This window comes from Psychrobacter sp. FME13, assembly GCF_014861395.1.
GTDB lineage: Bacteria > Pseudomonadota > Gammaproteobacteria > Pseudomonadales > Moraxellaceae > Psychrobacter.
Window position 1 is genome coordinate 21,603 of sequence record NZ_RRYV01000007.1, and the last position, 26,535, is coordinate 48,137.

23 protein-coding genes and 2 tRNA genes are annotated in these 26,535 nt (G+C 41.7%); 9 read left to right on the forward strand and 16 right to left on the reverse strand.

What is annotated here, in order from left to right:
* Positions 1 to 44: 44 nt before the first annotated feature.
* Entirely contained in the window at positions 45 to 1,157 is a 1,113-nt protein-coding gene (locus EI164_RS02025) for a hypothetical protein (RefSeq protein WP_192518334.1), read from the reverse strand.
* Positions 1,158 to 1,678: 521 nt separating this feature from the next.
* Between EI164_RS02025 and EI164_RS02030 the strand changes: the two genes are divergently transcribed.
* The 5 genes from EI164_RS02030 to EI164_RS02050 all read left to right on the forward strand — a co-directional run bounded on the left by EI164_RS02030 (position 1,679) and on the right by EI164_RS02050 (position 6,445).
* A complete protein-coding gene (locus EI164_RS02030) occupies positions 1,679 to 3,892 on the forward strand; it encodes a M3 family metallopeptidase (RefSeq protein WP_192518335.1) in 2,214 nt (737 codons plus the stop codon).
* Positions 3,893 to 4,150 (forward strand): YheV family putative metal-binding protein, encoded by a 258-nt coding sequence (locus EI164_RS02035; protein WP_192518336.1) that lies wholly within the window; start codon positions 3,893 to 3,895, stop codon positions 4,148 to 4,150.
* Between the two features lie 123 nt (positions 4,151 to 4,273).
* Positions 4,274 to 4,795, forward strand: a complete 522-nt coding sequence (locus tag EI164_RS02040; RefSeq protein WP_192518337.1) for a FlxA-like family protein — start codon at positions 4,274 to 4,276, stop codon at positions 4,793 to 4,795.
* Positions 4,796 to 4,822: 27 nt separating this feature from the next.
* Positions 4,823 to 5,386: a hypothetical protein gene (locus tag EI164_RS02045; protein ID WP_192518338.1), complete on the forward strand. Its 564-nt coding sequence runs from the start codon at positions 4,823 to 4,825 to the stop codon at positions 5,384 to 5,386.
* A gap of 144 nt (positions 5,387 to 5,530) precedes the next feature.
* A complete protein-coding gene (locus tag EI164_RS02050; RefSeq protein ID WP_192518339.1) occupies positions 5,531 to 6,445 on the forward strand; it encodes a haloalkane dehalogenase in 915 nt (304 codons plus the stop codon).
* A gap of 313 nt (positions 6,446 to 6,758) precedes the next feature.
* On the opposite strand, the gene pnp is transcribed toward EI164_RS02050, so the two are convergent.
* The 14 genes from pnp to tpiA form a co-directional block, all read right to left on the reverse strand.
* Positions 6,759 to 8,861, reverse strand: a complete 2,103-nt coding sequence (pnp, locus tag EI164_RS02055; RefSeq protein ID WP_192518340.1) for a polyribonucleotide nucleotidyltransferase — start codon at positions 8,859 to 8,861, stop codon at positions 6,759 to 6,761.
* A 725-nt stretch (positions 8,862 to 9,586) separates the two neighbouring features.
* A complete protein-coding gene (gene rpsO / locus EI164_RS02060; protein WP_045443035.1) occupies positions 9,587 to 9,853 on the reverse strand; it encodes a 30S ribosomal protein S15 in 267 nt (88 codons plus the stop codon).
* Between the two features lie 330 nt (positions 9,854 to 10,183).
* Complete coding sequence (locus EI164_RS02065) at positions 10,184 to 10,360, reverse strand: hypothetical protein (protein ID WP_192518341.1); 177 nt, start codon at positions 10,358 to 10,360, stop codon at positions 10,184 to 10,186.
* Between the two features lie 111 nt (positions 10,361 to 10,471).
* Entirely contained in the window at positions 10,472 to 10,633 is a 162-nt protein-coding gene (locus EI164_RS02070) for a hypothetical protein (protein WP_192518342.1), read from the reverse strand.
* 70 nt (positions 10,634 to 10,703) lie between these two features.
* Entirely contained in the window at positions 10,704 to 11,228 is a 525-nt protein-coding gene (locus EI164_RS02075) for a type 1 glutamine amidotransferase domain-containing protein (RefSeq protein ID WP_192518343.1), read from the reverse strand.
* Positions 11,229 to 11,384: 156 nt separating this feature from the next.
* Positions 11,385 to 12,464, reverse strand: a complete 1,080-nt coding sequence (gene truB / locus EI164_RS02080) for a tRNA pseudouridine(55) synthase TruB (protein WP_192518344.1) — start codon at positions 12,462 to 12,464, stop codon at positions 11,385 to 11,387.
* Positions 12,465 to 12,473: 9 nt separating this feature from the next.
* Entirely contained in the window at positions 12,474 to 12,863 is a 390-nt protein-coding gene (locus EI164_RS02085; protein WP_192518345.1) for a ribosome-binding factor A, read from the reverse strand.
* Between the two features lie 253 nt (positions 12,864 to 13,116).
* Complete coding sequence (gene infB / locus EI164_RS02090; protein ID WP_192518346.1) at positions 13,117 to 15,843, reverse strand: translation initiation factor IF-2; 2,727 nt, start codon at positions 15,841 to 15,843, stop codon at positions 13,117 to 13,119.
* Positions 15,844 to 15,993: 150 nt separating this feature from the next.
* Entirely contained in the window at positions 15,994 to 17,478 is a 1,485-nt protein-coding gene (nusA, locus tag EI164_RS02095) for a transcription termination factor NusA (RefSeq protein ID WP_192518347.1), read from the reverse strand.
* A gap of 168 nt (positions 17,479 to 17,646) precedes the next feature.
* Complete coding sequence (rimP, locus tag EI164_RS02100; protein ID WP_192518348.1) at positions 17,647 to 18,147, reverse strand: ribosome maturation factor RimP; 501 nt, start codon at positions 18,145 to 18,147, stop codon at positions 17,647 to 17,649.
* A 459-nt stretch (positions 18,148 to 18,606) separates the two neighbouring features.
* Positions 18,607 to 18,683: transfer RNA gene (locus EI164_RS02105), tRNA-Met, on the reverse strand.
* 124 nt (positions 18,684 to 18,807) lie between these two features.
* Positions 18,808 to 18,892 (reverse strand) — tRNA-Leu (locus EI164_RS02110).
* 142 nt (positions 18,893 to 19,034) lie between these two features.
* Positions 19,035 to 19,343 carry a preprotein translocase subunit SecG gene (gene secG, locus EI164_RS02115; protein WP_192518349.1) on the reverse strand — a complete coding sequence of 103 codons (309 nt, stop codon included), beginning with the start codon at positions 19,341 to 19,343 and terminating at the stop codon, positions 19,035 to 19,037.
* 168 nt (positions 19,344 to 19,511) lie between these two features.
* Entirely contained in the window at positions 19,512 to 20,300 is a 789-nt protein-coding gene (tpiA, locus tag EI164_RS02120) for a triose-phosphate isomerase (protein ID WP_192518350.1), read from the reverse strand.
* A gap of 624 nt (positions 20,301 to 20,924) precedes the next feature.
* Between tpiA and pilB the strand changes: the two genes are divergently transcribed.
* The 4 genes from pilB to coaE all read left to right on the forward strand — a co-directional run bounded on the left by pilB (position 20,925) and on the right by coaE (position 25,795).
* Positions 20,925 to 22,643, forward strand: coding sequence for a type IV-A pilus assembly ATPase PilB (gene pilB, locus EI164_RS02125; protein ID WP_192518351.1), 1,719 nt, complete (start codon positions 20,925 to 20,927; stop codon positions 22,641 to 22,643).
* Between the two features lie 222 nt (positions 22,644 to 22,865).
* Positions 22,866 to 24,089, forward strand: coding sequence for a type II secretion system F family protein (locus tag EI164_RS02130; RefSeq protein WP_192518352.1), 1,224 nt, complete (start codon positions 22,866 to 22,868; stop codon positions 24,087 to 24,089).
* Positions 24,090 to 24,114: 25 nt separating this feature from the next.
* Positions 24,115 to 25,014, forward strand: a complete 900-nt coding sequence (locus tag EI164_RS02135) for a prepilin peptidase (RefSeq protein ID WP_192518353.1) — start codon at positions 24,115 to 24,117, stop codon at positions 25,012 to 25,014.
* An 88-nt stretch (positions 25,015 to 25,102) separates the two neighbouring features.
* Positions 25,103 to 25,795 (forward strand): dephospho-CoA kinase, encoded by a 693-nt coding sequence (gene coaE, locus EI164_RS02140; protein WP_192518354.1) that lies wholly within the window; start codon positions 25,103 to 25,105, stop codon positions 25,793 to 25,795.
* Here the strand turns inward: coaE and rlmB are convergent.
* Positions 25,758 to 26,528 carry a 23S rRNA (guanosine(2251)-2'-O)-methyltransferase RlmB gene (gene rlmB, locus EI164_RS02145; protein ID WP_192518355.1) on the reverse strand — a complete coding sequence of 257 codons (771 nt, stop codon included), beginning with the start codon at positions 26,526 to 26,528 and terminating at the stop codon, positions 25,758 to 25,760. The genes coaE and rlmB overlap by 38 nt on opposite strands.
* Positions 26,529 to 26,535: the final 7 nt, after the last annotated feature.

Genomic DNA, 26,535 nt, shown 5'->3' on the forward strand with positions numbered 1-26,535 from the left:
CACCGCTATTAATCATAGTTAGTTTTAAAACATACCCTAGCAAATTAGTAACGAGTCACCAATGCAATTGGCTGATCTTTACCCATAATAGCTTCTGGTAAAAATACAGCCTTACCACCATTATGAATGACATGCTCAATGATTTCACCCACTGCATCGTCCGTGATACCTTCGGCGGTAGCATCGTCTGTGATACTCAATGTCTGCGCGTTTTCATCGATCTTAGCGGATTGTATATAACCACGGCGGACGTAAAGTGTCTCACCCACACCTTGAAATGCGCTGCGATAGACCTCTTGTAAGTCTGTCTGCAACATATTGGCACCGCGAGCTTTGTCAATCTCTCCCATGGCTGCCTGATGTAGCGACTGTCGATAGTTTTCTACTGCCTCTTGCACACTGTCGATAATATGCTGAGCACTACCATCTTCTAACTTAGTCGCATTTGATACCGTCGCAATGATGTTGTCTGGACGGTCGCATACTTCTTTATAGTAGCCAATATTTTTGGCATCGCCGACTACCACGAGCGGCATTTTATGCTCGCCCCACAGCTCTTGCACACTCTTATCTACTTGGTTAAAAAACTCTTTTAGATAACTGCTTTCGTTATTTGATGAGCGATCTGTTCCACCATCTCCAGTGGTATACAAGCCATTATTTTCAACAGGGAAGCGAATATTCTCCATATTGCTTTGTGCGTCATCTTCTTTATCGAATTCTCTGACGACGCGATCATTGGACGCTTCAATCAAACGCGCACCCTCACGGGTCAACACCACTACATAATAGTGAACGGCACTTGCCATATCACGTACCAAGTCGCGAGTCGCGAAACGATGTGAAATCATAACGCGCTCAGTCGTATCGATAGGCATACGGATCACTTGCACATCGTCAGTACTAGCAAAGATAGCCAAAGTATCGAGATTGTGATTATGATTCAGCTCTTTGGTTTTTGTATAAATGTTGTCTAAAATCGAGGTCGCAGTATGCTTATCGTACTCATTCGTTAGACGCTCTTCGACTATTTTTAATTGGTTTTTTAGGGCAATCGAATCTTTTTCATTAGCGGGATGCTCACGATGAGTCTTTACAAAGATACTGACTGCTGGGTTGGCATTACTATCACGCAGACTTTTGAGAGTTGCTTTCATATATTGCTCCTTGTTTTGTTATGACTTACGTTTAACCTTATCAATGGTTCATGTACCAGTTAATAATCAGCAATAGCCGTACGTCACTTCCTTTTCGACAATCTTATCGCTATTGCGTTTTTATAGTAGTGCATATTTAACAGTACATGCTTTTAAAAAGTGCTTTTAAAAAATGTTATTTTATATAGGTATTCAACATCATATAAGTACTTAACATATTGATATCTAAATATATTACATCTACATTTCTTATATAACTCATTTGATACTAACAACAAAAACCTGCTATCGACAGAGCCAACTTGCAAACAAATGATGTTCCTTTGTAAGTAGAGTTATTCTTAACATAATAAAAAATTAATAGACGACCTCATTTTGGTGGTATCACTTCTTTGCAATCTGTATGTTGAGTACCTAGGTTGTATTTTTATCAAATGAACCCATCTTTTATATAAGGCTTATACAACATCATACTTACCCAATAATAATTCATTCACTAAGACACCATACCGGATCATTCTATGTCACCTATTACAGCAGATTTACATCTTGTCGATTTTGCGACTGCCACACCAAACAGTTTGCAAGAGCAAGTTATTGCAGCTATCGACGATGCAAATGCCTTTCTAGATACAATAGCCACACCGAACAATAGCAATGATGATGCTACTGATCTAAGTGCTGAGCAAGCACTGGCAGATGTAATGGTTTTTGATCATATCAATCTGGCTCTAGATCGCAGTTGGGGTGTTTTATCGCATCTCAATAGCGTGACAAGTAATGATGAAATCCGTCATGTACATCATGAATTGCTGCCTAAACTATCGGCGTATGGCACTCGTGTAGGACAGCATCAGTCATTGTTTAGCCGCTACCAAACCATCGTGAATGATACAGATTTTTTTGTGGCACTTGAGCCTGCACGGGCCCGTGCGATCGAACTTGCGCTGCGTAGCTTTCAGCTATCGGGGGTCGCTCTACCGAAGGCTGAACAAAAAGACTTTGCCGCCATTCAAAGTAAACTATCCACGTTATCAGCGACATTTTCAGATCATATTTTGGACGCCACACAAGCGTTTGCACTGCCTTTGACAGAGAGCCAATTGGCCGGTTTGACCGAGAGTGGTCTGGCACTTTTAGCGGATGCAGGTGAGCAGTACAAGGCTCGTCAGCTTGCGAGCGGTGAACTCACACAAGCAGATATCGACAAACTACCGACGCCTTATTATGTCGCAAGCTTAAATATACCTGTCTATCTCGCTATCATGACCCATGCTGATGATCGCAGTCTGCGTGAGACGCTATATCAGGCTTATGTCACTCGTGCTTCAGAGTTTGACCAGCATACCAATGCCAAAGGTGAGTCGCTCAATAACGCTGATATTATGAGTCAGATTCTACAATTACGTGAGCAGAAAGCTAAACTACTCGGCTTTAATAATTATGCCGAGGTATCACTATCGACCAAGATGGCTGATAGCGTCACGGAAGTTGAGACGTTTTTACGGGATTTGGCCACACAAGCGACACCTACTGCTAAGCAAGACTTAGCACAACTGCAACAGTATGCGAAGGATTATAATATTAATGATTTGCAACCATGGGATAGTGCTTATATCGCTGAAAAAGTAAAACAAAGCGAATTCAGCTTATCACAAGAAGAAATTCGCCCTTACTTCCCATTACCGAAAGTCATTAGTGGCTTGTTTGCTATCGTAGAACGCCTGTACGGTATCAAAGTACAGGAGCAAATCAATTACAGTAACGAACACAGTAGTAAACAAGAATCTGTGTCACGCTGGCATGATGACGTTCGTTTCTATCAACTATTTGATGCTGACGACCGCTTAATTGGTGGTTTTTACTTTGACCTATTTGCCCGTAGCGGCAAGCGCGGCGGCGCATGGATGAGTGGTTTTCAGTCGCGTTATACTTATGACGAACAAGACCACCAACAGCTACCTGTTTGCTTTATGGTAGGTAACTTCACTCCTGCACTTGCGGGCAAACCAAGCTTATTGACGCATAACGAAGTATTGACCTTATTCCATGAGTTCGGTCACGGTCTACATCATTTATTAACACAAGTAACTGTCGGTGATGTCGCTGGTGTCAATGGCGTCGAATGGGATGCCGTCGAGCTACCAAGCCAGTTTATGGAAAACTGGGCGTGGGATGCAGAAGGTATCGCGCTGATTAGTAGTCATGTCGAAACAGGTGAACCACTACCTAAAGACAAACTCGATGCCCTATTGGCTGCCAAAAACTTTCAAAGCGGTATGCAAACATTACGTCAAATCGAATTTGCTCTTTTTGATCTGCTGATGCATGCACAGACACCAGCGCCCGATTATGAGGGTATTTTAGCAACCTTAAATACCGTGCGTAGCGATATTGCCATTATGCAAACGCCTGACTATAACCGCTTTGCCAATGGTTTTAGCCACATCTTTGCAGGTGGTTACGCTGCTGGTTATTACTCTTATAAATGGGCAGAGCTACTATCTGCAGACGCTTTTAGTAAGTTTGAAGAAGAAGGTATTTTTAACCCAGCCACAGGCAAAGCTTTTCGCGAGACTATCTTATCCGTTGGCGGTAGCTTCCCAGCCAAGACTAATTTTGAAAACTTCCGTGGTCGCAGTGCTAGCATCGAGGCCCTGCTACGCCACAGTGGTTTTGATGTGGCTAAAAATACCGATACGACCAATCCCCAAATGACTAGCGAGGTCATATAAATGCGTTATCAGTCATCAAGGCCAAAACGGCGTTTTTTAGCAGGTGTTCGCTGTCCAAAATGCCAGGCGATGGATGCGGTGGTGCAAGTGAATATCGTTGATCCAGAGCCTGACGAATATATTGAATGTACACAATGTGGACATACAGAGCATCGCCCTGACCCTGACGCTATCAGTGCTAAGAATCATCTCGAAGGTCAGCTGATTCACGATGCGATGAGCACAGGCACTAGCGGCACCGTCAAATTTAAATCCTAAACATGTGCTGATTTTCAACGTCAAGTTAAAATAGCTAAAAGCCTATCTATCAATAGATAGGCTTTTTATTTTGAGTTTGCTATAGTATATACAATTACATTTCTGACATAAATCGACAACAGTATGAAAAATCCAAATATGCGTCCTTTGCCCACAAAATCACTAAAAGAAAATGCTAGCAAACCATGGAAAAAATGGTTGTTAGTTTTAGTATTGGCAACCATACTTATTGGTTATTTGATTTGGAAAGTAGCTTTGTCTAATACCAACCAACCTTTTCCTGTCACGAAACAGATTGAAGCAACGCAGCCTGTTTCTACGCCACTCGATAGTGCAGCGAGTGACTCGGGTAATGAAACTCCAGAAGTAGAGGACAGTAGCGAGGCTTCTTCTTTAAATGGTGATGTGCTTACCCCTGAAACCATCTTAAATGCGCCATTACCAGAAAGTGATAGCTTGGCTAAAGAAGAGATAGATCGTTTAGATGACGAGCTTAAGCGTCTGACTGAACAAGAAAAACTTGCCGCTGAACAACTGGCTATGAACAAACAGTTGGCTGAAATGAAGGAAGAGCAGATTGCACTGGTTGAACAACAGTTAGCACAATTAGAGGCGGGTGATACCGTTAAAACCGCAACAGAATAAAATCATAGCTATGTAAAAGTGATGGCAATGGCAACTCTACAACTGACCCACGCCCCTATTCTAAATAGCAGCGCACAGCTACTTATCCTGCCCGTTAATACAGCGGGCATCCTGCTAGATCCTGTACTCACAAGAGCTAAAACGTTATTTCCTGATAATTATCAACGTTACTATCGTGCGTGCCGTGATGGTAATCTAAGCGTCGGTAGTTGCCTGCTTCACAAACGCTCTCGTGAGCAAGCAGGACTGGGTATCAGCAGTAATGGTAATCAACCCAGTTATATTGCCAATCTTATTATATCGGATCACCCTTATCATCCAGCACGCGCACGTTGGCTAGAAGAAGCATTGACTGATTGTCAGCAACAGCTTATCCCATTGATACGCTACCAAGGTATCCGTCGGATTGCTCTCCTTGCACGTCCGCTTATATATAATAATGCAAGGGACAATATGACTGACAAACTCAATGCAGAAAACTCAGTCCCTTTAGATTGGGTTACTGATATTTTGCCATTACTGACTGAACGACTACAAGCATTGCCCAAGCTGCGAATCGATATACATCTACCCAAAAGCGTTGAAATCTAAGACCAAATAAAATAATGACAAGGCAGAGTACAGCCTTTGATATTCAAAAAACATTACTCTAATAATGACTTCAATGCTATGCTGAATCCTACATTCTCTGCCTGAGAGTGCATGATTATTTATCATAAAGGATAAGGATACCCTATGAAAGTTCTTAGAACCCCTGATGAACGCTTTGCAAACTTGCCCGATTACAACTTTGCGCCGCACTATACAATGGTAGATGACGGTGAAGGTGGCGAGCTTCGTGTACATTATCTGGATGAAGGTCCAAAAGATGCCGATCCAGTTTTACTCTTACATGGCGAGCCTTCTTGGTGCTATCTATATCGTAAAGTGATACCAATACTGACAGCAGCAGGACATCGTGTCATTGCGCCAGATCTCCCTGGATTTGGGCGCTCAGACAAACCTACTGACCGTACTGACTACACTTACCAGCGTCATGTTGACTGGATGCAATCAGTACTTGATCAATTAGAGCTGACGAATATCACATTATTTTGTCAAGATTGGGGTGGCTTGATTGGCTTACGTCTCGTGGCAGAAAACCCAGACAAATTTACTCGAGTAGCAGCTGGCAATACCATGCTCCCCACTGGTGATCACGATCCAGGAGAAAGCTTCCGAAAATGGCAGCAGTTCTCACAGGACACTCCGACGTTTCATGTCGGTAGTATCATTAATAGTGGTACCACAACCGAACTATCACAAGCAGTCATTGCTGCTTACAATGCACCGTTCCCTGATGAATCTTATAAAGAGGGAGCAAGGCAGTTTCCCATATTAGTCCCTACCACACCTGATGATCCCGCTTCAGAAAATAACCGTGCGGCTTGGGGGCAGCTCACCAAATGGACGAAGCCTTTTATTACGCTGTTTAGCGACTCTGATCCTGTCACTGGTGGTGGAGATCAAATCATGCAAAAGCTGATTCCCGGTACTCAAGGTCAAGCACACACAATCATTGCGAATGGTGGTCACTTCCTACAAGAGGACCAAGGTGAAAAGCTGGCTGAGCTGCTGATTGCATTTATCAACGACACCCCTAAGCGCTAAGTGCAAGACTAGTGCGTGTCTTCAATTCACTCGATAGTCATCTCAATGGGCTAAAAATGGCTGAGTCTTGCCAAACATCGTCAAATAGCTGGTTAATATCCTGATATTATCTGCGCTATTTTCCTTGTTTGACGGCAATTTATCTCATTTTTATCACCATTTTTGAAATGAAGACACGCCCTAGCCACTTATTTTTAGTCATTTATTTATTCACATAAATAATAGCCATAAAAAAACCGCCTTGAGCACTTATAACAAGTATCTCAAAGCGGTTTTTTACTTGGTAAAGACTAACGAAACCAATGACTAACGATTAGTTTTGTTCGATACCTTTCATAGTCAGCTTAATGCGACCACGGTTATCAACGTCTTGAACGAATACTTTCACGACCTGACCTTCTTTTAAGTAGTCTGATACATTTTCAACGCGCTCTTCTGCGATTTGTGAGATATGTACTAGACCGTCCGTGTTTGGCAAGACGTTAACGAAAGCACCGAAGTCAACAATGCGAGCGACCGTACCTTCGTAAGTTTTACCGACTTCAACTTCAGCAGTCAATGCTTCAATTTTGCCAATAGCGGCTTTGGTTGCGGCTTTGTTTTCACCAAAGATACGAATCGTGCCACCATCATCGATATCGATCACTGCACCAGTTTCTTCAGTTAACTGACGAATCATCGCGCCGCCTTTACCGATTACATCACGGATTTTGTCCGGATTGATTTCGATAACCGCATAGTTAGGCGCATGAGCATTGATTTCAGTACGGCTCTCTGGCAATACTTGATTCATCGCGTCTAGGATATGGATACGACCAGCATGGGCTTGCTTAAGTGCTTGCTCCATGATGTCTGGAGTAATACCTTCGATTTTGATGTCCATCTGTAACGCAGTGATACCGTCTTTAGAACCAGCCACTTTAAAGTCCATATCACCAAGATGATCTTCATCACCTAAGATATCTGACAATACAGCGAAACGCTCGCCTTCTTTTACTAGACCCATCGCGATACCCGCGACTGGTGCTTTTAATGGTACGCCTGCATCCATCAATGCCAAGCTTGCACCACAAACAGATGCCATAGAAGATGAACCGTTTGATTCGGTAATCTCTGATACCACACGGATAACGTACGGGAAGCGTTCGCTATCTGGCAGCATTGCTTGTACACCGCGACGTGCTAGACGACCATGACCGATTTCACGACGTTTTGGAATACCTTCACGACCCGTTTCACCTACTGAGAAATGCGGGAAGTTGTAATGCAACATGAAATGGTCACGAATCGTGCCACCCAATGAGTCAATCATATTAACGTCACGGCTGTTGCCCAATGTAGTAGTAACCAATGCTTGCGTCTCACCACGTGTAAACAATGCTGAACCATGCGTATATGGCAATACACCAACTTGTACGTCAAGCGCACGAACGGTTTCAAGATCACGACCATCGATACGTGGCTTACCTGACAAAATATTGTCACGAACCGTACGATACTTAAGATCATTATAGATTTCTTTTAGCTCAGATACCGTATCAGCATAAGTTTCTGACTCAGCATCACCAGCAAGCGCATCGATAATTGACTGTTTAATTTCATCTAGCTTAGTATAACGTGCTTGCTTGTCAGTAATCGTATATGCATCAGCAACTTGCGCGCCAAACTGCTCTTTCATGCTACTGGTAAGCGCTTGATCACGCTCAGGAGCAGAATATTGCTGCTTAGCAGTACCAACTTCTTCTGCCATTGATACAATGTTATCAATAACGATTTGCTGTTGCTGATGACCGTATAGTACTGCGCCCAACATTTGATCTTCTGACAACTCAGCCGCTTCTGACTCAACCATCAATACAGCAGACTTAGTACCAGCTACAACCAAATCAAGATCACTGGTTTCGAGCTGCTCAGTCGTTGGGTTTAGTACATATTCGCCGTTAATAAAACCAACACGAGCAGCCGCAACAGGACCATTAAATGGTGCGTCAGAGATAGCTAGCGCTGCTGATGCACCGATTAGTGCGGCGATATCTGCTGACTGGGTTTTATCTGATGATACAACGGTCGCCGTAATTTGGATTTCATTAACGTAACCTTCAGGGAATAGCGGACGAATCGGACGGTCAATCAGGCGTGAGGTTAGGGTTTCAAATTCGCTCGCACGACCTTCGCGTTTGCCGTAAGCACCTGGGATTTTACCCGCTGCATACATTTTCTCTTGGTAGTTTACGGTTAGCGGAAAGAAGTTTTGACCCTCTTTGGCTTCTGATTTTACGACTGCTGCGACTAGGACGGTAACGCCGCCCATATGAACTAAGATAGAGTTTGCTTGACGTGCAACGCGACCCGTTTCAATAACAACCTGCTGGTTGCCATATTGGAATTCACGCTTAATAGTGTTGAACATTGTCATATAATCTTCCTAATGTTGACTGACAAAATAATATCAGCGCTATAACAAGCTGATATCTGTCATTAAAATTCTGTGTATATGGCTATCAGCTGACATAATTACTATTAAAAAGCATATCAACCAATGCCAATAACGTTACTTGGTTATCTCATATATTTGTCTAAGTTGGACATCGTACTATTATATATATTCGGTCGTACAATTTTAGCTTTACCATGAATACTATCACAAAGACTCTAGGTCTAAAGACTTTGATGCTAAAAACCCTACAGGCTGTTCTGGTCTGATCTGATAAGTGTCAGCTATTTACGCTACTCACTAAACTAAGCCATAAGTATTTTATCAAAAATCGCCATATCTATAGCAGATATACTATCAAACTCACAAGGCATTATTTTACAGTGATTTATAGCTATTGACCAATTAATTACAAGGTAGTGCCATTATCGTCAGAAAATACTATTTAAGCTGCTTGGTTAGTATAGCTTACTCCTGCATTTCTCTTAGACACTCTCTGGAAGTAGATATCATTTACATTATCTGAGTACTAATTTTAAAATGAATAAGCATAAAAAAACGGCGTGAAACTATTCCACACCGTTTTTAGAAAAATCTATTTTATCGATACCAGCAAACAGTTTCTAAGCGGCTTAACAAAAAAGCTAAGGTCATACCAAATCATGGTATTCCTGAATATCTCAACCACTCGTACTGTTATCGCCAAATTAACGACGTAGACCTAACTGGCTGATTAGAGTAGTGTAACGACCAAGGTCTTTACCTTTTAAATAATCAAGCAGTTTACGACGCGTGTTAACCATACGGATAAGACCGCGGCGGCTATGATGATCTGCTTTGTGTGCTTTAAAGTGATTCTGCAAATCGTTAATACGAGCACTCAGTAAAGCGACTTGAACTTCTGGAGAACCAGTGTCGTTTTCGCCACGTTGGTATTGAGCAATGATTTGTTCGCGATCAGTATTAGTTAGCATAAATATCTCCGGCAATGCTAAGAACTTTAAGACAAGCTACGATATGTAGCCAACTTTAAAGTAATAGAATAAATAAAATAACCTGTGCGTCATTCAGGACAACCCTGCATTACTAGAGTAGACCTAGTGTACGACAAGCTCAGATAACAACCACTTAATATGTTTTGAATCCTACCCCGCATTTAGCTATAGCACTACTTAACTAAAGTAATGGGTTAAATACAGTGCACTATCTAAAACCTAGTTTAAATGTGAGGAAGATTATAACAAAAAACTGCTGAACTAACAGCAGTTTTTGATGACAACATATACTAAAAGCGTAAACACTTACTAATTGCCACCATGTGAGTCTGCTTGTGTCGTATGTCGACCAATTGCGTCATTATCTAAAGGCGCAGTGGTTGCCTCTGCTAAACTAACTGGAGCTTCATCTTGAGGATCTAGCTCTTTATATAGCTCATCAATCTCTTTTTCTTGCGCGTCCATATTGTTCGGTGAATTACTCATATTAGCTCCTGAATTATTTTTTGGACTAATTGTATTTGCACTCATCAATAACACGGCGTGCAAACTATAAAAGTATCGATATCACTTTATTATAAGTAACATATTAGAAACCTACTTGTCTTCTTTCGCACTTTCTAAATTAGCTGCAATACGATCTGCAGCTGCTTCACTACTTTCATTATGGTTGTCTTCAGTCTGACTTTCAAGCGCTGCTTCCGCTGAATCAGAACGTTGTTGTTCAAGTTTAGTATCATTTGGATTAGTATTTGACATAGTATCGTCCTCAGTTATGGTTATAAATGATTTAAATATAGTGATACTGAATAATTATGAGACAGAGACTCTAAGATAGTGCTTTATCTATAGCATCAACAAAGTTGGGAATATCGTCTGGGTTACGCGAAGTAATAAGATTATTATCAACTTGCACTGTTTTATCTACATATTTTGCACCAGCATTTTCTAAATCCGTCTGAAGCGTAGGATAGGCAGTTAGTGTTTTACCTTTAGCAATACCTGTGTTGATCAGCACCCAAGGAGCATGACAAATAACAGCCAATGGTTTATTCGAGTCATTGATGGCATCAATTATTTCATGAGCTTGTTTATTACCTCGAATAGTATCAGCATTCACAGTACCGCCTGGTAGTACCAGTGCATCATAATCATTGGTATTAGATTCGCTTACAAAGATATCAGCAGTGAAAACATCACCTTTATCGACATCCTGATTCATGGCTTGCACTTCCTTTTTATCGTTTGTTGTTATAAGAAGTGTTTTGTAGCCTTTATCTTTTAATTGATTATTAACATCTTCGTACTCTGCTTGCTCAAAGTAATTATGCAGTAAAAAAGCAATGGTTTTCATAGTTTTCCTTTTGTTATCTAGTTAGTTTTTATGGACCAGTATATTTTTATAAATTAATTTTATTATTATTTGGTAGTCAATCATCCTTTGACCTATTTTATTTTTATTGATATGCGTCCTTTTTGCACAAGCCTTTAATTTTAATCAAGAATAAAACTAACGCTGGATAAGTTTTTTAGGCTGTAACCGACCATTTAGACTGACTGCACCTAAACCTAAGAACTGACCCTTTTCATTTATCAAGCGAATATCTACCGGTATTTCATGTATCAACGGCTTCGTATCGGTAGACTGATCGCCATCATCTGTCTCAGAAACAACTTCCTGACCAACAGCCACGTCATCATTGTTTGATGACAGGATATCAACATTATTGGTGATATAATCCCTAATATGGTCTGTCAGTTGTTCAAACACATTTAAACGTTGACCCATATGTATACGAGTACATTGTTCGGTCGTTAGTATCATTTCAGCGTCAATATTGATGCAGGCATCCACTGGCATTAGCTGCTCTTGTCTGCTATCTAGCGATAGTGCTTCTAATTCTGACAAAACAATCGCATTGTCAATGTCAAAATCACCAACTTGCGTACGTCGCAATGCAGTCAGATGTCCCAATGTACCTAGCGCTTTGGCAAGATCTTCACCGAGCACTCGTACATAAGTACCTTTGGTACAAGTCACTGTCAATTGGATTTGCTCATGATCAAGCGCTTTTAAGTCAAGCGCTTTGATCACAATATCTCTCGGTGCCCGCTCTACTTCGATGCCAGCTCGAGCGTATTCATAGAGTTTTTTGCCGTCTTTTTTTAGTGCTGAGTACATGGGTGGTATTTGCTGCTGAGCCCCTGAGAACTGCTGCGCCACAGTCGCTAAAAAATCTTCGTTAAGTTGAGGAATGGGCTCTTGTGCCACAACTTGCCCTTCGGCATCACCAGTGTCAGTTTGGCTACCTAGCAATATAGTCGCCTGATAAGACTTATCAGCATCAAGCTGATAATGACTAAATTTCGTCGCCTCACCCATACAAATAGGTAATAGACCTGTGGCCATAGGATCAAGCGTGCCAGTATGCCCAGCTTTTTTGCTGTCATGCATCGGTGATTTGAACAGATATTTTACTTTTGACACCACTTGCTGTGAAGTCATACCTTTAGGCTTATCTACTAAGATAACACCAGATACTTTCACTTTAGCTTGTGTTTTATCGGCAGGTTTGGCTGATATGGGCATAGTAGGTACTTACTCATCATTCTCATTTTTTTCGGTCTTAGTGACGGCCTGATTAATCAAATCCATCATATAATTACCGCGAGCTGTCACTTCATCATAATGAAAACGCAAGCGCGGTGTCGTACGTGTTTTTAAACTATGGCTTAGTTCAGTACGTAAGAAACCCGCAGCTTTGTTAAGCACTTTAATACTTTCTTCATGATTCGTCTTGGTCATGGCATCATTGAGCTCAGGCTCCATAATGGTGACATAGACGTCGGCATATCCTAAATCCGGGCTAACTTTGACACTAGAGATAGTGACAAAACCAGTCAGGCGAGGATCATTAACTGCATCGCGGATAAGAACAGCAAGCTCACGCTGTATTTGATCGGCTAAGCGTTGTAAACGTTGGTTCATTTTATTACCTTAATTTGATATGGCTTATTTTTATTGATTAGCAGTCTTAATATTTGAATATTCAACAGACCTTAATACATATCTTTTAAAAAACTTAGAGATTAATACTTGTCAAAAAAGGCCTAGCAGGGTGTACCTGTTAGGCCTAAGTAAAGCTTGATAGTGAAGAGGTATTAAGATGCACAGCCCGTTAAGCACGTTGCATGGTTATATACCTCACTATCAGACAATAACGTTAGATAGTACCTGAACGTTAAATAGTACGTGCGAATTCTTGAATTTCAAAGACTTCGATCTTATCACCAGCTTCGACATCGTAACCACGTACCGCTAGGCCACATTCCATACCAGTACGTACTTCATTAACGTCTTCTTTGTAGCGACGTAATGATTGCAACTGACCTGTAAAGATAACCTGATCCTCACGCAATACGCGGATAGGTTTGTTGCGATAAATTGTACCTTCAACCACCATACAACCAGCAGCTGCACCAAACTTACTAGAGCGGAATACTTCACGAACCTCTGCAACGCCAAGGATTTTCTCACGATGTTCAGGAGCTAACATACCACTCATGGCTGATTTCACATCATCGATTAGGCCATAGATAACACTATAGTAGCGAATATCCATGTTAGCCGTATCTGCTTTACGGCGTGCGGTCGCATCTGCACGAACGTTGAAGCCTAATAGTACTGCCTCACTAGACTCTGCAAGCGTGACATCAGACTCAGAGATAGGACCAACACCTGAACTAATCACTCTGACTTTAACTTCATCAGTTGATAGCTCGTTTAGAGCAGCAAGTAATGCTTCAAGCGAACCACGTACATCCGTTTTCAATACGATGTTCAAGAATGACACATCACCTTGTTCCATCTGATCGAACATACTCTCTAAACGCATAGCATTTTGACGTTCAAGTTGACGCTCACGCTCACGGTTGGCTCTAAAGTCAGCCACTTCACGTGCTTTTTTCTCATCAGTTACGACTAAGAACTCACTACCAGCGGCAGGTGTTTCAGGTAAACCTAAGATTTCTACAGGGATAGAAGGACCCGCTGATTTGATACGCTGACCATTCTCATCTGTCAGTGCACGGACCTTACCATAATGTTCACCGGCTAAGATCAAATCACCTTGCTTCAATGTACCTTTTTTCACTAAGACACTGACAACTGGACCACGACCTTTTTCTAGTCTAGATTCAATGACAACACCTTGTGCAGCACCGTCTAATGGTGCTTCTAATTCCATCAGCTCAGCTTGTAAGCTAATAAAATCCAATAGTTCATCAATACCTTCGCCTGTTTTGGCTGAGATACGTGCCATTGGTGTATCACCACCCCATTCTTCTGATACCACTTCTTTTGTGGTCAACTCATTAAGAACACGGTCAGGATCAGCACTTGGCTTATCCATTTTGTTGATAGCGACGATAATTGGCGTACCAGCAGCGCGAGCATGATCAATCGCTTCTGCTGTTTGTGGCATCATACCATCATCAGCTGCCACTACTAGTACAACGATATCCGTTGCCTGAGCGCCACGTGAACGCATCGCGCTAAATGCTGCGTGACCTGGAGTATCTAGGAATGTAATGACACCACGTTCCGTTTTAACATGGTAAGCACCAATATGCTGAGTAATACCACCCGCTTCACCAGTTGCTACTTTTGTTTCACGAATTTTATCCAGTAATGATGTTTTACCATGATCGACGTGACCCATAATAGTCACGACTGGTGGACGTGTTTGCACATTGCTGCTGCGCTCATCGACCGCATCTTGCAAGTCATCTTCAACTTTTGTATCACTGACAGGTACTGGGTTGTGACCCATTTCTTCAACCAGCAAACTTGCTGTCGCTTGATCAATGGTGTCTGACTCGCGTGCTATCTCACCCATTTTCATCAGTAATTTAGTCACTTCTCGGGCTTTGACTGCCATACGCTGAGCAAGATCTGCTACAGTGATATGCTCACTAATCTCAACGTCATAAACGATTTTCTCAACCGGTTTTTCAAATTTATGCTGCCCTGATTGACTTGAACGCAATCCATTTTTACGGTTTTTAAATTCACGCTCATCTTGGTTCTTGCGACGACGACCACGTGCACCAGTGCTGTTTGCACCACGCTTGATTTCACGACGCTCTTTTTCGAATGACTCTTCTAGTGCATCACCGACCAAACCTTCTGCCAACGGTTCATCTTTGCGAACTTCAGTAACAGGCTCACGATCTGTATATTTACCAGCCATTTTACGCATTTGCTCAAGTGTACGCTTCTGTGCTTCTTCAGCCTGCACACGACGTGTTTCAGTCTCGATTTCGCGTAGACGAGCTTCTTCTTTTTCACGAGCCTCACGAGCTTTACGCTCAGTTGCCGTTTCAACTTTTGGTTTGGTTGCAGCGACTTTTTTCTTCGGTTGGTCTTTAGGCTTGACTTCAACAGCTGCCTTGCCACCTTTTTTCACAACGACTGACGTTGAGATATCGTCATTTCTATCGTCTGATTTTTTGCCAGAACCCAAACTTGCACGCATCGCAGCTAAGGTCGCCGCTTGACGTTCTTCTGCCTTTTTCTTAGTAGCAGCACGCTCTTCAGCGTCTTTAGCAGCACGTTCCTGCGACTCAATCATCGCTTGCTCACGCGCAGCCAATTCTTCAGCCATTTTTTCAGGATCAGGCTTTTCAAAGACCTTCTTTTTACGTACTTCAACATTAACGCTCTTAGATTTACCTGAAGAGCCAGTCACACGAGCAGTGCTAGTCGTTTTAGACTTAAGACTAATACGACGCTTTTCTTGCTGACCATGACTTTGCTTTAAATACGTCACCAACTTCTCTTGCTCAACTTCTGAGACTAGGTCATCCTCTGCACGAGCAGGTAGTCCAGCATCTACCAGTTGCTGTTTTACAGCACTTGTAGTTTTGCCTACCATATCTGCCAGTTCTTTGACGGTCTTATCTGCCATTTATTATCACCTACTGTCTATTATTTGCTATATGTTCAATTCAGTTGTTGGCTACAAATGATTGGGTTAAGGCTGGTATTTGTATTACATTCATACCAGCACTTTATATCGATAGCATATCACCAAAAGACAGCGATATGCAGTTACCGCTTATTCATTGAACCAAGATTCCCGAGCTTTCATGATGAGTTTTCCTGCGGTTTCAGAGTCTAAACCTTCGATATCTTCTAGATCGAAGACTGCTTGTTCTGCCAAATCATCAACGGTAATAATATCTTTCTGTGCCATTTTATAAGCCCAGCTGACTGTCATACCTTCAAGATCTTGTAGCTCTTGACTTGGCTCTTTCATGTTCTGTTGTTTGACTAGCTCATCAGCAATGACTACTTCTTTAGCACGCTCTTGAATCATCTCAATCGCTTCATCGTCTAGACCTTCGATGTCATAAAAAGTTTCAACTGGTACGTAAGCCACTTCTTCGATACTGGTGAAACCAATATCGACAAGCGCTTGAGCTAAGTCTTTATCCACCTCTAAACGTTCATAGAATAGTTCAATAAACGCTTTAGATTCGTTTTGTTGACGCTGCTGATACTCTTCTTCTAGCATCATATTAAGCTTGTAGCCTGTTAGTTCAGAGGCTAAACGTACGTTCTGGCCTTGTGAGCCAATAGCACGTGCTAATTGGTCATTGGTACTAAAGATGATATCAGCAGTCTGAGTATCTTCATCTAAAATAATACTACTAACGTCAGCTGGCTCTAGAGAACTGATGATAAATTGGGCTGGATCGTCTGACCAAACCACGACATCGATACGCTCACCATCAAGCTCTTGTTGTACTGCCTGGATACGAGTACCACGCATGCCGATACAAGCACCGACTGGATCAATACGATGATCATTGGTCTTAACTGCTATTTTAGCACGAGTACCTGGTAAGCGCGCGACATTGCGAATCTCAATAATTTGTTCAGCGATCTCAGGTACTTCTTTTTGCATCAATGCCGATAGCATTTCAGGATGAGTACGAGAGAGTAGTAACTGGGCGCCGCGGTTTTCACGGTTTACATGATATAGGATGGCATTAATACGTGACTTTGCACGTAGCTGCTCACGCGGAAGCATTTGATCACGTGACAAGTAACCTTCGGCATTGTCACCCAAATCGATAATATAACCATCACGTGTTTGTTTTTTGACTTCGCCATACATCATTTCACCAATGCGTGGCTCAAAAGCATCAGCAACAAGCGCTCGCTCAGCTTCACGAATCTTTTGGATAATGACCTGTTTGGCTTGCGTGGCAGCAATACGACCGAACTCAATCGATTCGATCTGCTCTTCTTTTACATCACCAATTGACCACTCTTCTTGGTCCAGATCAGTAATCGCTAGCTGGCAAGCAGGCATCTCATGGTCTTCATCTGCAACCACGGTCCAGTAACGATAAGTATCGTAATCGCCAGTTGCACGATCAATAGCTACCCGTACGGCCACTTCTGGCTGTTCGGTGTATACTTTTTTCTTGGTAGATACCACTAGAGCGTCTTCTATGGCTTCAAAGATATCTTCAGGATTTAAGCCCTTTTCATTACTGACAGTTTCTACTACCGTTAAGATTTCACGACTCATGCTATACCTGTCCTATCATTTTTTAATTGACTTAAATTTTATAATTTGAGTATTAATATTATATGTCCACCGTAAGATTTACGCTGTATGGATATTTAAATCTCGATTTGTTATAAGCTGCCGGTGACATCAAACTAAACATATTTATAAAGTAAACGTTCTAATCTGTTAAGCATCTTCATAAATTAAATTAGCTTTATCTATGTTACTCAATGCAATCTCAAACTGCTCACTATCAGCGGCCGTCAACTGTAAAGAAGTTTCATTAATACTGTCTAGAGTACCTGTCACTTTACGACGTTTTTGGTCACCATTACCAATAGCTTGTATCAAACGTAAGCTAACTGTCTGACCGACATACCCATGCATCTGCTCATCTGAGAAGAAAGCACGATCAAACCCTGGTGAAGACACTTCTAAAATATACTCACCAGCAATTGGATCATGTACTTCAAGAATGCCACTTACTTGATGATTTACTGCAGCACAGTCTTCAATGGTTACCTGCTTATCTTGAGCTTGCTCTTCTGGCAACGCTTCAATATAAATGCGTAGCAAAGAACGGCGTCCCTGTGGCGCAAATTCTATACCCCATAGCGCCACATCACAAGCGGCGACTGCAGGGGCAATAATATTAGTCAGTTCTGCAACTTTGGTCGAAAGCTTCATAATCTATTTATATCTTCCTATTCACGTATCTATCGTACTTAATAAACCGTATTGAATTTGTCTGTTATCTCTTATTTGTATTTGGTGTAAACCGTCATGTAGTGGATGACACCATCATAATATTGTTTAATATCACAAGTGTACTATTATGTATCTCATTTATTTATATAAGTTTAAAAATATCAAGCTCAGCCGGATAATGCTTTTATTATTCATAAAGCAGTACTATCAATAAAAGAATAAGGAATAAGAGATAGTATGCTTAGGAAACATCACTCTATGAATGCTGAGTAACGACAAGCTACAATAAATGGCAGCGTACTCTATAGAACTAGAGCTTAACATAAGTAGGATAGCGCGCGCGATAACACTGATAGTCAGATACAAAAAAACCCACAAGCATAATGGTGGGCTAATAGTTACTGACAAATTTAGTGTACAAAACATCAGTATAAAAAGTGGTAGCGGGGGCTGGATTTGAACCAACGACCTTCGGGTTATGAGCCCGACGAGCTACCAGACTGCTCCACCCCGCATCAATCTAGAACGCACATTCTATAGAGGTTTCATATAAGTGTCAATGTTTATTTTAAAATAAATTCAAATAAAGCAATCGATAACTATAAAACAAAACCTTACGCTGTGCTGCGTATTAAAAATTGGTGCGATTGGGGGGACTTGAACCCCCACAGCTTGCGCCACCACCCCCTCAAGATGGCGTGTCTACCAATTCCACCACAATCGCATTTTTACTACTGTGTTTTCAATATCTCATCTACTGTAATAGATGCTTAAGGTAGGCACCGATAGATAAAGACTCGTAAAAACAGAAAAGCATTGTAAATCTAACGTATCAAAATAGCAAGAGCTACACGCTCAAAAGATATTTAATGAGAATCTTGAGTCAATGGGCGCGGTGTCTGTGGTGCTGAAACTGGCGCATCTAAACGAAACTGATCTTCGGCTTGCTTACGTGCATGCACAGCTAACGTCATACTAGTGATAAAAAATATCACTGTTAAAACAGCGGTCGCACGCGTTAAAAAGTTGGCAGTTCCTGCCGCACCAAACACCGTACCTGATGAGCCAGCACCAAAAGAAGCTCCAGCATCTGCCCCTTTGCCATGCTGTATCAAAATCAAGCCGATCATAGCAATCGCCACGATAATATGCAGGGCTAATATAAACGTAAACATGGTGGCCTCTTTTGCCGCGTAATGACGACGGATAACGGAAAAATAAATCTTAAGTTTAATAAAAATAACAATCAGCGTGTCATGACGCTAAATCGATTATATAAATAAGGCGCATTGTACACGATTGCAAGGGTACTGTTAAACCTACTTTTTTAACTCAGTATTAGCTTAGCTAAAAGCTTTGGCAATCGCTATAAAACTCTCTGCTTTTAATGAGGCGCCACCAACTAATGCACCATCAATCATTGAGTCTAAAGCAAAACTATCCGCATTATCAGCATTGACACTACCGCCATATAAAACCGTCATTTCTTCCAAGTTGTCAGCAAAGCCTGCAACCGTTTGTTTTATATGTTGATGGGTTTTACTAACCTCATCCACAGTAGGTACTTTACCAGTACCAATCGCCCAAACGGGCTCATAAGCAATGATTAGACGCTCTGCTAATGAAACGGCAATATCTGGTTGTTGATCCAGTAAATCTTTAATGACTGATAGCTGAGTATCAATGACGTCAAGCGTTTGTTTCGCATCATACTGTGTCTGAGTTTCACCAATACAAAATACTACACCCAAGTTTTGTGTGAATGCGTGAGTCATTTTTTGCAATAAGCATTCTTGAGATTCTTGATGATACTGACGGCGCTCAGAGTGACCAAGTATCGTCCATGTTGCACCAGCGTCAAACACTTGTTGTGCGGAGCAATCACCAGTATATGCACCGGTAGTTGCACTATGAGCACTAATATCTTGTGCGCTACACAGCACAGACGTATCTTTCAAACGAGCACTAACTGCTGCCAAATGAATATCGCTTGGTGCCACCATTAAGTTGCAGCAATTGCTTGAAAATTTTGTATCAGCATATATCGTCGTCAACAAATCCTCTAATAATGTATCGACATCGCGACTTGTTGCTGGATTCTGTTTCCAATTACCTATTACCCAAGCTTGCATACTCATCTACCTTGTCTCATGTATTCCTGCCAATTCGGCTAATGTGCGTGGCAGTATAACAAATAATTCTCAAGTGCTATAGTATCCTAACGCCACCAAAAAATAGACTTTTAAAATACAAGGGCAACTGACATTATTATAAGCTGTAACTGTTTACCTGTTGGCTACTTAATGGTCTATATAACTTTTTGCAACTAGTGTGTTAAACATTCATAGATAGTCATTATCAGTATTACTGGTCAAATGTTCAACATGTCCTAAACTAAAGCTCTATAATAAGGTCTTCACCTAAAACATTGTCAGTAATCTAGCACACTAAATCAACGGTAACATAGGCTATTAGAAGCAACTATTTATTAAACCTCCTGTAAAGGCATTTTTTATTTATAGTTAAAGGAAATCTAAGGCTCGTCCCCAAAAGGGTGCAAGGCCGCCGACTATAATTCCTATAAGTAGTACGTTTAGTGATAGGGATGGATATCGCTGTAGCAGTGCTCTGACTATACTTTCATTAGTAACAGCACAAAGACTATCGATGATTGATAAAATATGTCTATTAAAGACTATAAATAGTATATAGTTTTCAAAAAAATAAAGCATACTTAGTATTAAGGAGAGGTCGTAATGTCTATCACATCTAACAAATATGGCGGTTTAGCCCATCAGCTCATCAGTGATGGTATCGTTAGCGAAGCGAACATGAAAGTCGCGCAGACTGAGTCACAGCAGCAGCAAATAGGCTTAGTACCTTACCTAGTAGATAATAAATTGGCTGATGCCTATCATCTTGCTAAGATGCTGTCACAAGCTTTTGGTGATCCTCTCTTTGATCTTGATGTTTTAAATACTGATGTCGTTCCAAAAGACTTGGTGGATGAAAAAATTGTTCGTAAATTTAATGCCTTGCCATTATTTAAACGAGGGCAACGTTTATTTGTTGCACTCAGCGACCCCACTCGTGTCGATGCAATTGATGCCATTGCCTTTAATTCTCGTCTATCTATTGAAACCATCGTCGTCGAAGAAGATAAGCTAAAAAAACGTATTGAAAGCCTATATGCCGATGCGATGCAAGATTTTGACAGTTTCTCAGATGGCGACTTGAACATTGGGTTTGAAGAGGGTGAAGAAGATGAGGACAGTGATGGTGAAACCAAACTAACCGATAACGTTGACGAAGCACCCGTTGTAAAGTTTGTTAATAAAATGTTGGTTGATGCTATTCGCATGGGGGCTTCTGACTTACATTTTGAACCGTATGAAAAAACGTATCGAGTAAGGTTTCGTGTCGATGGTGTGATGCAAAAAATGGCCAGTCCTCCAGTACAGCTAGCGGGGAAAATTGCTGCGCGCTTAAAAGTCATGTCACAAATGGACATTTCAGAACGCCGTATACCGCAGGATGGACGTATTAAACTTAAGCTCTCTAAAAACAAAGCGATTGATTTTCGGGTAAACTCATTACCAACCTTATTTGGTGAAAAAATCGTCCTACGTATTTTGGATCCTTCATCAGCCATGCTTGGCATTGAAGCATTGGGTTATGAACCGGATCAGAAAGAAATGTTCTTGGAAGCATTGCATAAACCTCAAGGAATGTTACTGATTACTGGACCGACTGGTTCTGGTAAAACAGTATCACTCTATACAGGTATTAATATCTTAAATACTGGAGAAACCAATATTTCAACCGCTGAAGACCCGGTCGAAATTAACCTAGAAGGCATCAATCAGGTCAATGTTAACCCCAAGGTAGGCCTCACCTTTGCCAATGCCCTTAAGTCTTTTTTACGTCAAGATCCCGATATTGTGATGGTTGGTGAGATTCGAGATCTTGAAACTGCTGAAATTGCGATTAAGGCAGCACAAACAGGCCATATGGTACTGTCAACCTTACACACCAATTCAGCCCCTGAAACGCTGACACGTTTACGTAATATGGGTGTGGCTTCTTTTAACATCGCAACCTCAGTCAATTTAGTCATTGCCCAACGTTTGGCACGTCGTTTGTGTAAAAACTGTAAAAAACCTATTAATATTCCTCGACAAAGCCTACTTGAACTTGGCTTTACTGAAGTCGATTTAGATGATCCAGACAACGTTATTTATGAGCCCGTAGGTTGTAATGAATGCCGTGAAGGTTACAAAGGTCGTGTGGGTGTCTATGAAGTAATGAAAGTGAGTCCAGATATTTCACGAATTATTATGGAAGATGGTAATGCGATAGATATCAAGGATGCAGCCATCAAGAATGGCTTCCGAGACTTACGCCGCTCTGGTATTTTAAAGGTGTTACAAGGCGTCACTAGTATTCAAGAAATGATGCGTGTGACCTCTGAGTAACCATTCTTAAAAGAGTACCAACACCGTTATTTTTCATAGCTATTCACTAAATATTTATATTTTTATAAACCAGCAATATTTCGTACTAGATATACTTAAATATAAAACAGATATATACTGGCTTTTTACGTTAAAATAAAGTATGCCGCTTTGCAATAATGAGTCAGGCATCGTTATACATCTTTGCAAGATCTATATTAGACAATATTTGAGGGTAGTAACATGGCAAAAGCGAAGACCGACATGCTGTTAGACTTTGTCTACGACGGGGTAAACCGACGCGGACAAAAAGTAAAAGGAGAAACCACCAGTCGCAGTTTAGAGCTAGCAAAAGCGACTTTGCGTAAACAAGGTATTTCTGTCAAAGGCATTAAGAAAAAGCCCAAGCCCCTCTACACCTTCAAAAAACCTATTAAACCCATCGATATTGCTATTTTTGCTCGGCAGCTAGCAACGATGATGAAAGCAGGTGTGCCGCTGACACAATCTTTTGAGATTGTCGCCGATTCACTTGACAATCCTAGTATGAAAGACTTGGTCTTGCAAATAAAATCAGATATCGAAGCAGGTGGCACCTTTGCTTCTGCCTTACGCAACCATCCACGCTACTTTGATGATCTTTTTTGCTCCCTTGTCGATTCTGGTGAGCAATCAGGTTCTCTTGAAACCATGCTTGAAAGGGTGGCAACTTACAAAGAAAAAAGTGAGCTGTTAAAGGCTAAGATTAAAAAAGCCATGAAGTATCCGATTGCGGTAATTGTAGTCGCTATTATTGTTACCATTATTCTTTTGGTTAAAGTTGTACCTGTGTTTTCCGGATTATTTGAATCTTTTGGCGCAGAACTACCAGCCTTTACCCAAATGGTGGTAGGTATGTCAGAATGGATGCAGGAATGGTGGTTTATACTTATCATTCTTATTGGCGGTGCCATCATTGGTTTCTCAGAAGCTAAGAAAAAATCTAAAAAATTCCGTGATTTTTTAGATCGCGCCACATTGAAAGCACCAATATTTGGCAATATTGCTTATCAAGCGATTATCGCTCGTTTTGCTCGTACGTTATCGACTACTTTTGCCGCTGGTGTACCCCTTATTGATGCGCTTGACTCTACTGCTGGCGCTACCAACAATGTTGTGTTTTATAACGCCACTCAACAAATTAAAAATGACGTCTCCACTGGTCAGCAATTGCAATTCTCCATACGCTCAACCAACCTTTTCCCAAGTCTAGCCATTCAAATGGTCGGTATCGGTGAAGAGTCTGGTAGCTTAGAAGATATGCTGGACAAAGTGGCTGTTTATTATGAAAACGAAGTGGATAATGCTGTAGATGGACTGACCAGTTTAATGGAGCCCTTAATCATGTCAGTATTAGGAGTATTAATTGGTGGTTTAGTCATTGCCATGTACTTACCAATTTTCCAAATGGGCGCTGTGGTAGGTTAAAAGCGAATTCAAGGACTGCTATTTCATGCAATTTATACAGTTACTGCAAGACAATACGACTATGGCTTTAGTCGTATTTGGGCTATTAGGTCTTTGTGTTGGCAGCTTTTTAAACGTGGTGATTCACCGTACACCACTCATGATGATCTATAGTTGGCGACAAGAATGTAGCCAGTTTATGTCTGAACAAGTAGACATGCCGCAAGAACATACTCAGCCCTTAACCACTATCGTCGCTGCTGACCAGCCTATCACTTTGAGTCGACCTGCCTCACGTTGTCCTCATTGTGCTCATAAAATAAAGTGGTATGAAAACATACCCCTAATAAGTTGGTTAGTATTACGTGGACGTTGCTCAGACTGTAAAGCAGCTATTGGCCTACGTTATCCTATCGTTGAACTGGTCACTGCGCTACTATCAATACTCGTCATTTATCAATTTGGAGTTAATGCCGCTGGGTTGTCAGCGTTGATTTTAGTATGGACGCTTATTGCGTTAACAGGCATTGATTTTGATACTCAGCTACTACCCGACCGCCTAACGTTTCCACTAGCAGGTTTGGGGTTAGCAGTGAACTCACAAAGCTGGTTTGTCTCGCCAACACAGTCAATTTGGGGACTGCTGCTTGGGTTTTTATCATTATGGATAGTGGTGAAGGTGTTTTATCTTATTACGAAGAAACACGGTATGGGGCAGGGAGATTTTAAGTTGTTAGCTGTACTGGGTGCTTGGCTTGGACCCATGATGCTGCCATTGATTATTCTATTGTCATCATTGCTAGGGTCAGTGGTTGGGATTATCCTAATGAGACAGCAGGGTGAGAGTAAGCCTTTCGCCTTTGGCCCTTACATTGCGATTGCGGGTATCATTGCTTTGTTGTATGGCTCAGAAATCGTCAACTGGTACCTAGGCATGTATCCTTAACCATGTACTCTTAACTAAGTTATTGCTACAAACCGTCAGTTTTCTATTTATAACCATCTTTATTATATTAACCAAATAAGTCATTATTATGTCCACACACACGATTGCCTCTTCATCTTATTCACACCTACCACAAAGCCAAAAAACCAACAGAAAGGCCTTAGTAGTTGGTTTGACGGGTGGTATCGGAAGTGGCAAGTCTGCTGCTAGCGCTTGGTTTTCTGAACAAGGTATTGATATTATTGATGCCGATGTAATTGCCCATGACATTGTTGCCAAAGGCAGCTCAACCCTACAAAAAATCCAAAAGAAGTTCGGGGACTGGGTGTTGAATGGTGATGGAACGATGGATCGAGCTGCCGTAAGAACGCACGTATTCACCTATCCTGAAGCATTGATTGAGTTAGAGTCAATCACTCATCCAGCGATACGTGAAACAGCCAAAGCCCAGTTGGCAGCTAGCACCTCACCTTATGTGGTTTTATCAGCACCCCTACTCATCGAAGCTGCCGAGGCAGGGCTCGCTAATCTATGCCAACGCATTTTAGTGATGGATGCTACCGAAGACACACAGCTGTTACGTGCCAGTCAGCGTGATGAGCAAAGTGTACAAAAAATTAAAGCCATTATGGTTAACCAACTGAGCCGCGAAGAGCGTAATCGTCATGCTGATGATGTGGTGTTAAACGAAAGTGACCTTGCGGCTCTATATTCACAGCTAGAGCCCTTACATCAAGAGTATCTTATACTGGCCCAGCAGCTAAAGTTCGCTGCCGATTGACTTCGTATAACGCCATACCAGTAGCAACACTCACATTTAGGCTTTGCAAGTTGCCATGCTCGTTGCCAGACATTGGAATATAAACCAGCTCATCACAGCTCTCCATTGTCAGGCGGCGCATCCCTTCTCCTTCTGAACCCATAATGACTGCCGTCTTACCAGTTAGGTCTGCAGCATGTATCGGTTTCGCATCTGCATTTAAAGCCGTGCCAAACACGAACACACCTGCGCTTTTGATTTGTGACAGCGTGCGTGCCAGATTGGTGACATTAATGATAGGCATCATCTCCGCAGCACCTACTGATACTTTGGCCACGGTCGGTGTCAAGCTAGCAGCATGATGCTTTGGACATACCACTGCATCCACACCCATCGCTACGGCAGTACGCAAGCAAGCACCAAAATTATGTGCGTCTGTAATTTGATCTAAGACTAATAACAAGCACTGCTCACGTCCAACAATAGTATCAAGCAAACCTTCGCTAGCGAAGCCTAGTGGACGAGCATTTAGTACCACGCCTTGGTGTTGTGGACTACCACACAATTGCGTCAGCTTGTCTTTTTGCGTCGGTTGGATGCTGATACCATTATCTTTTGCCGCTGCCATTATCGCTTGTACATGACTGTCAGTCTCTCGCCCTTGCTGTACAAATAAGCTAAGTCCATCGAGCGGGCGATATTCGAGCAAAGCATCAATCGCATGAATACCATAGAAATAAATAGGTTTTGCCATAATAGGC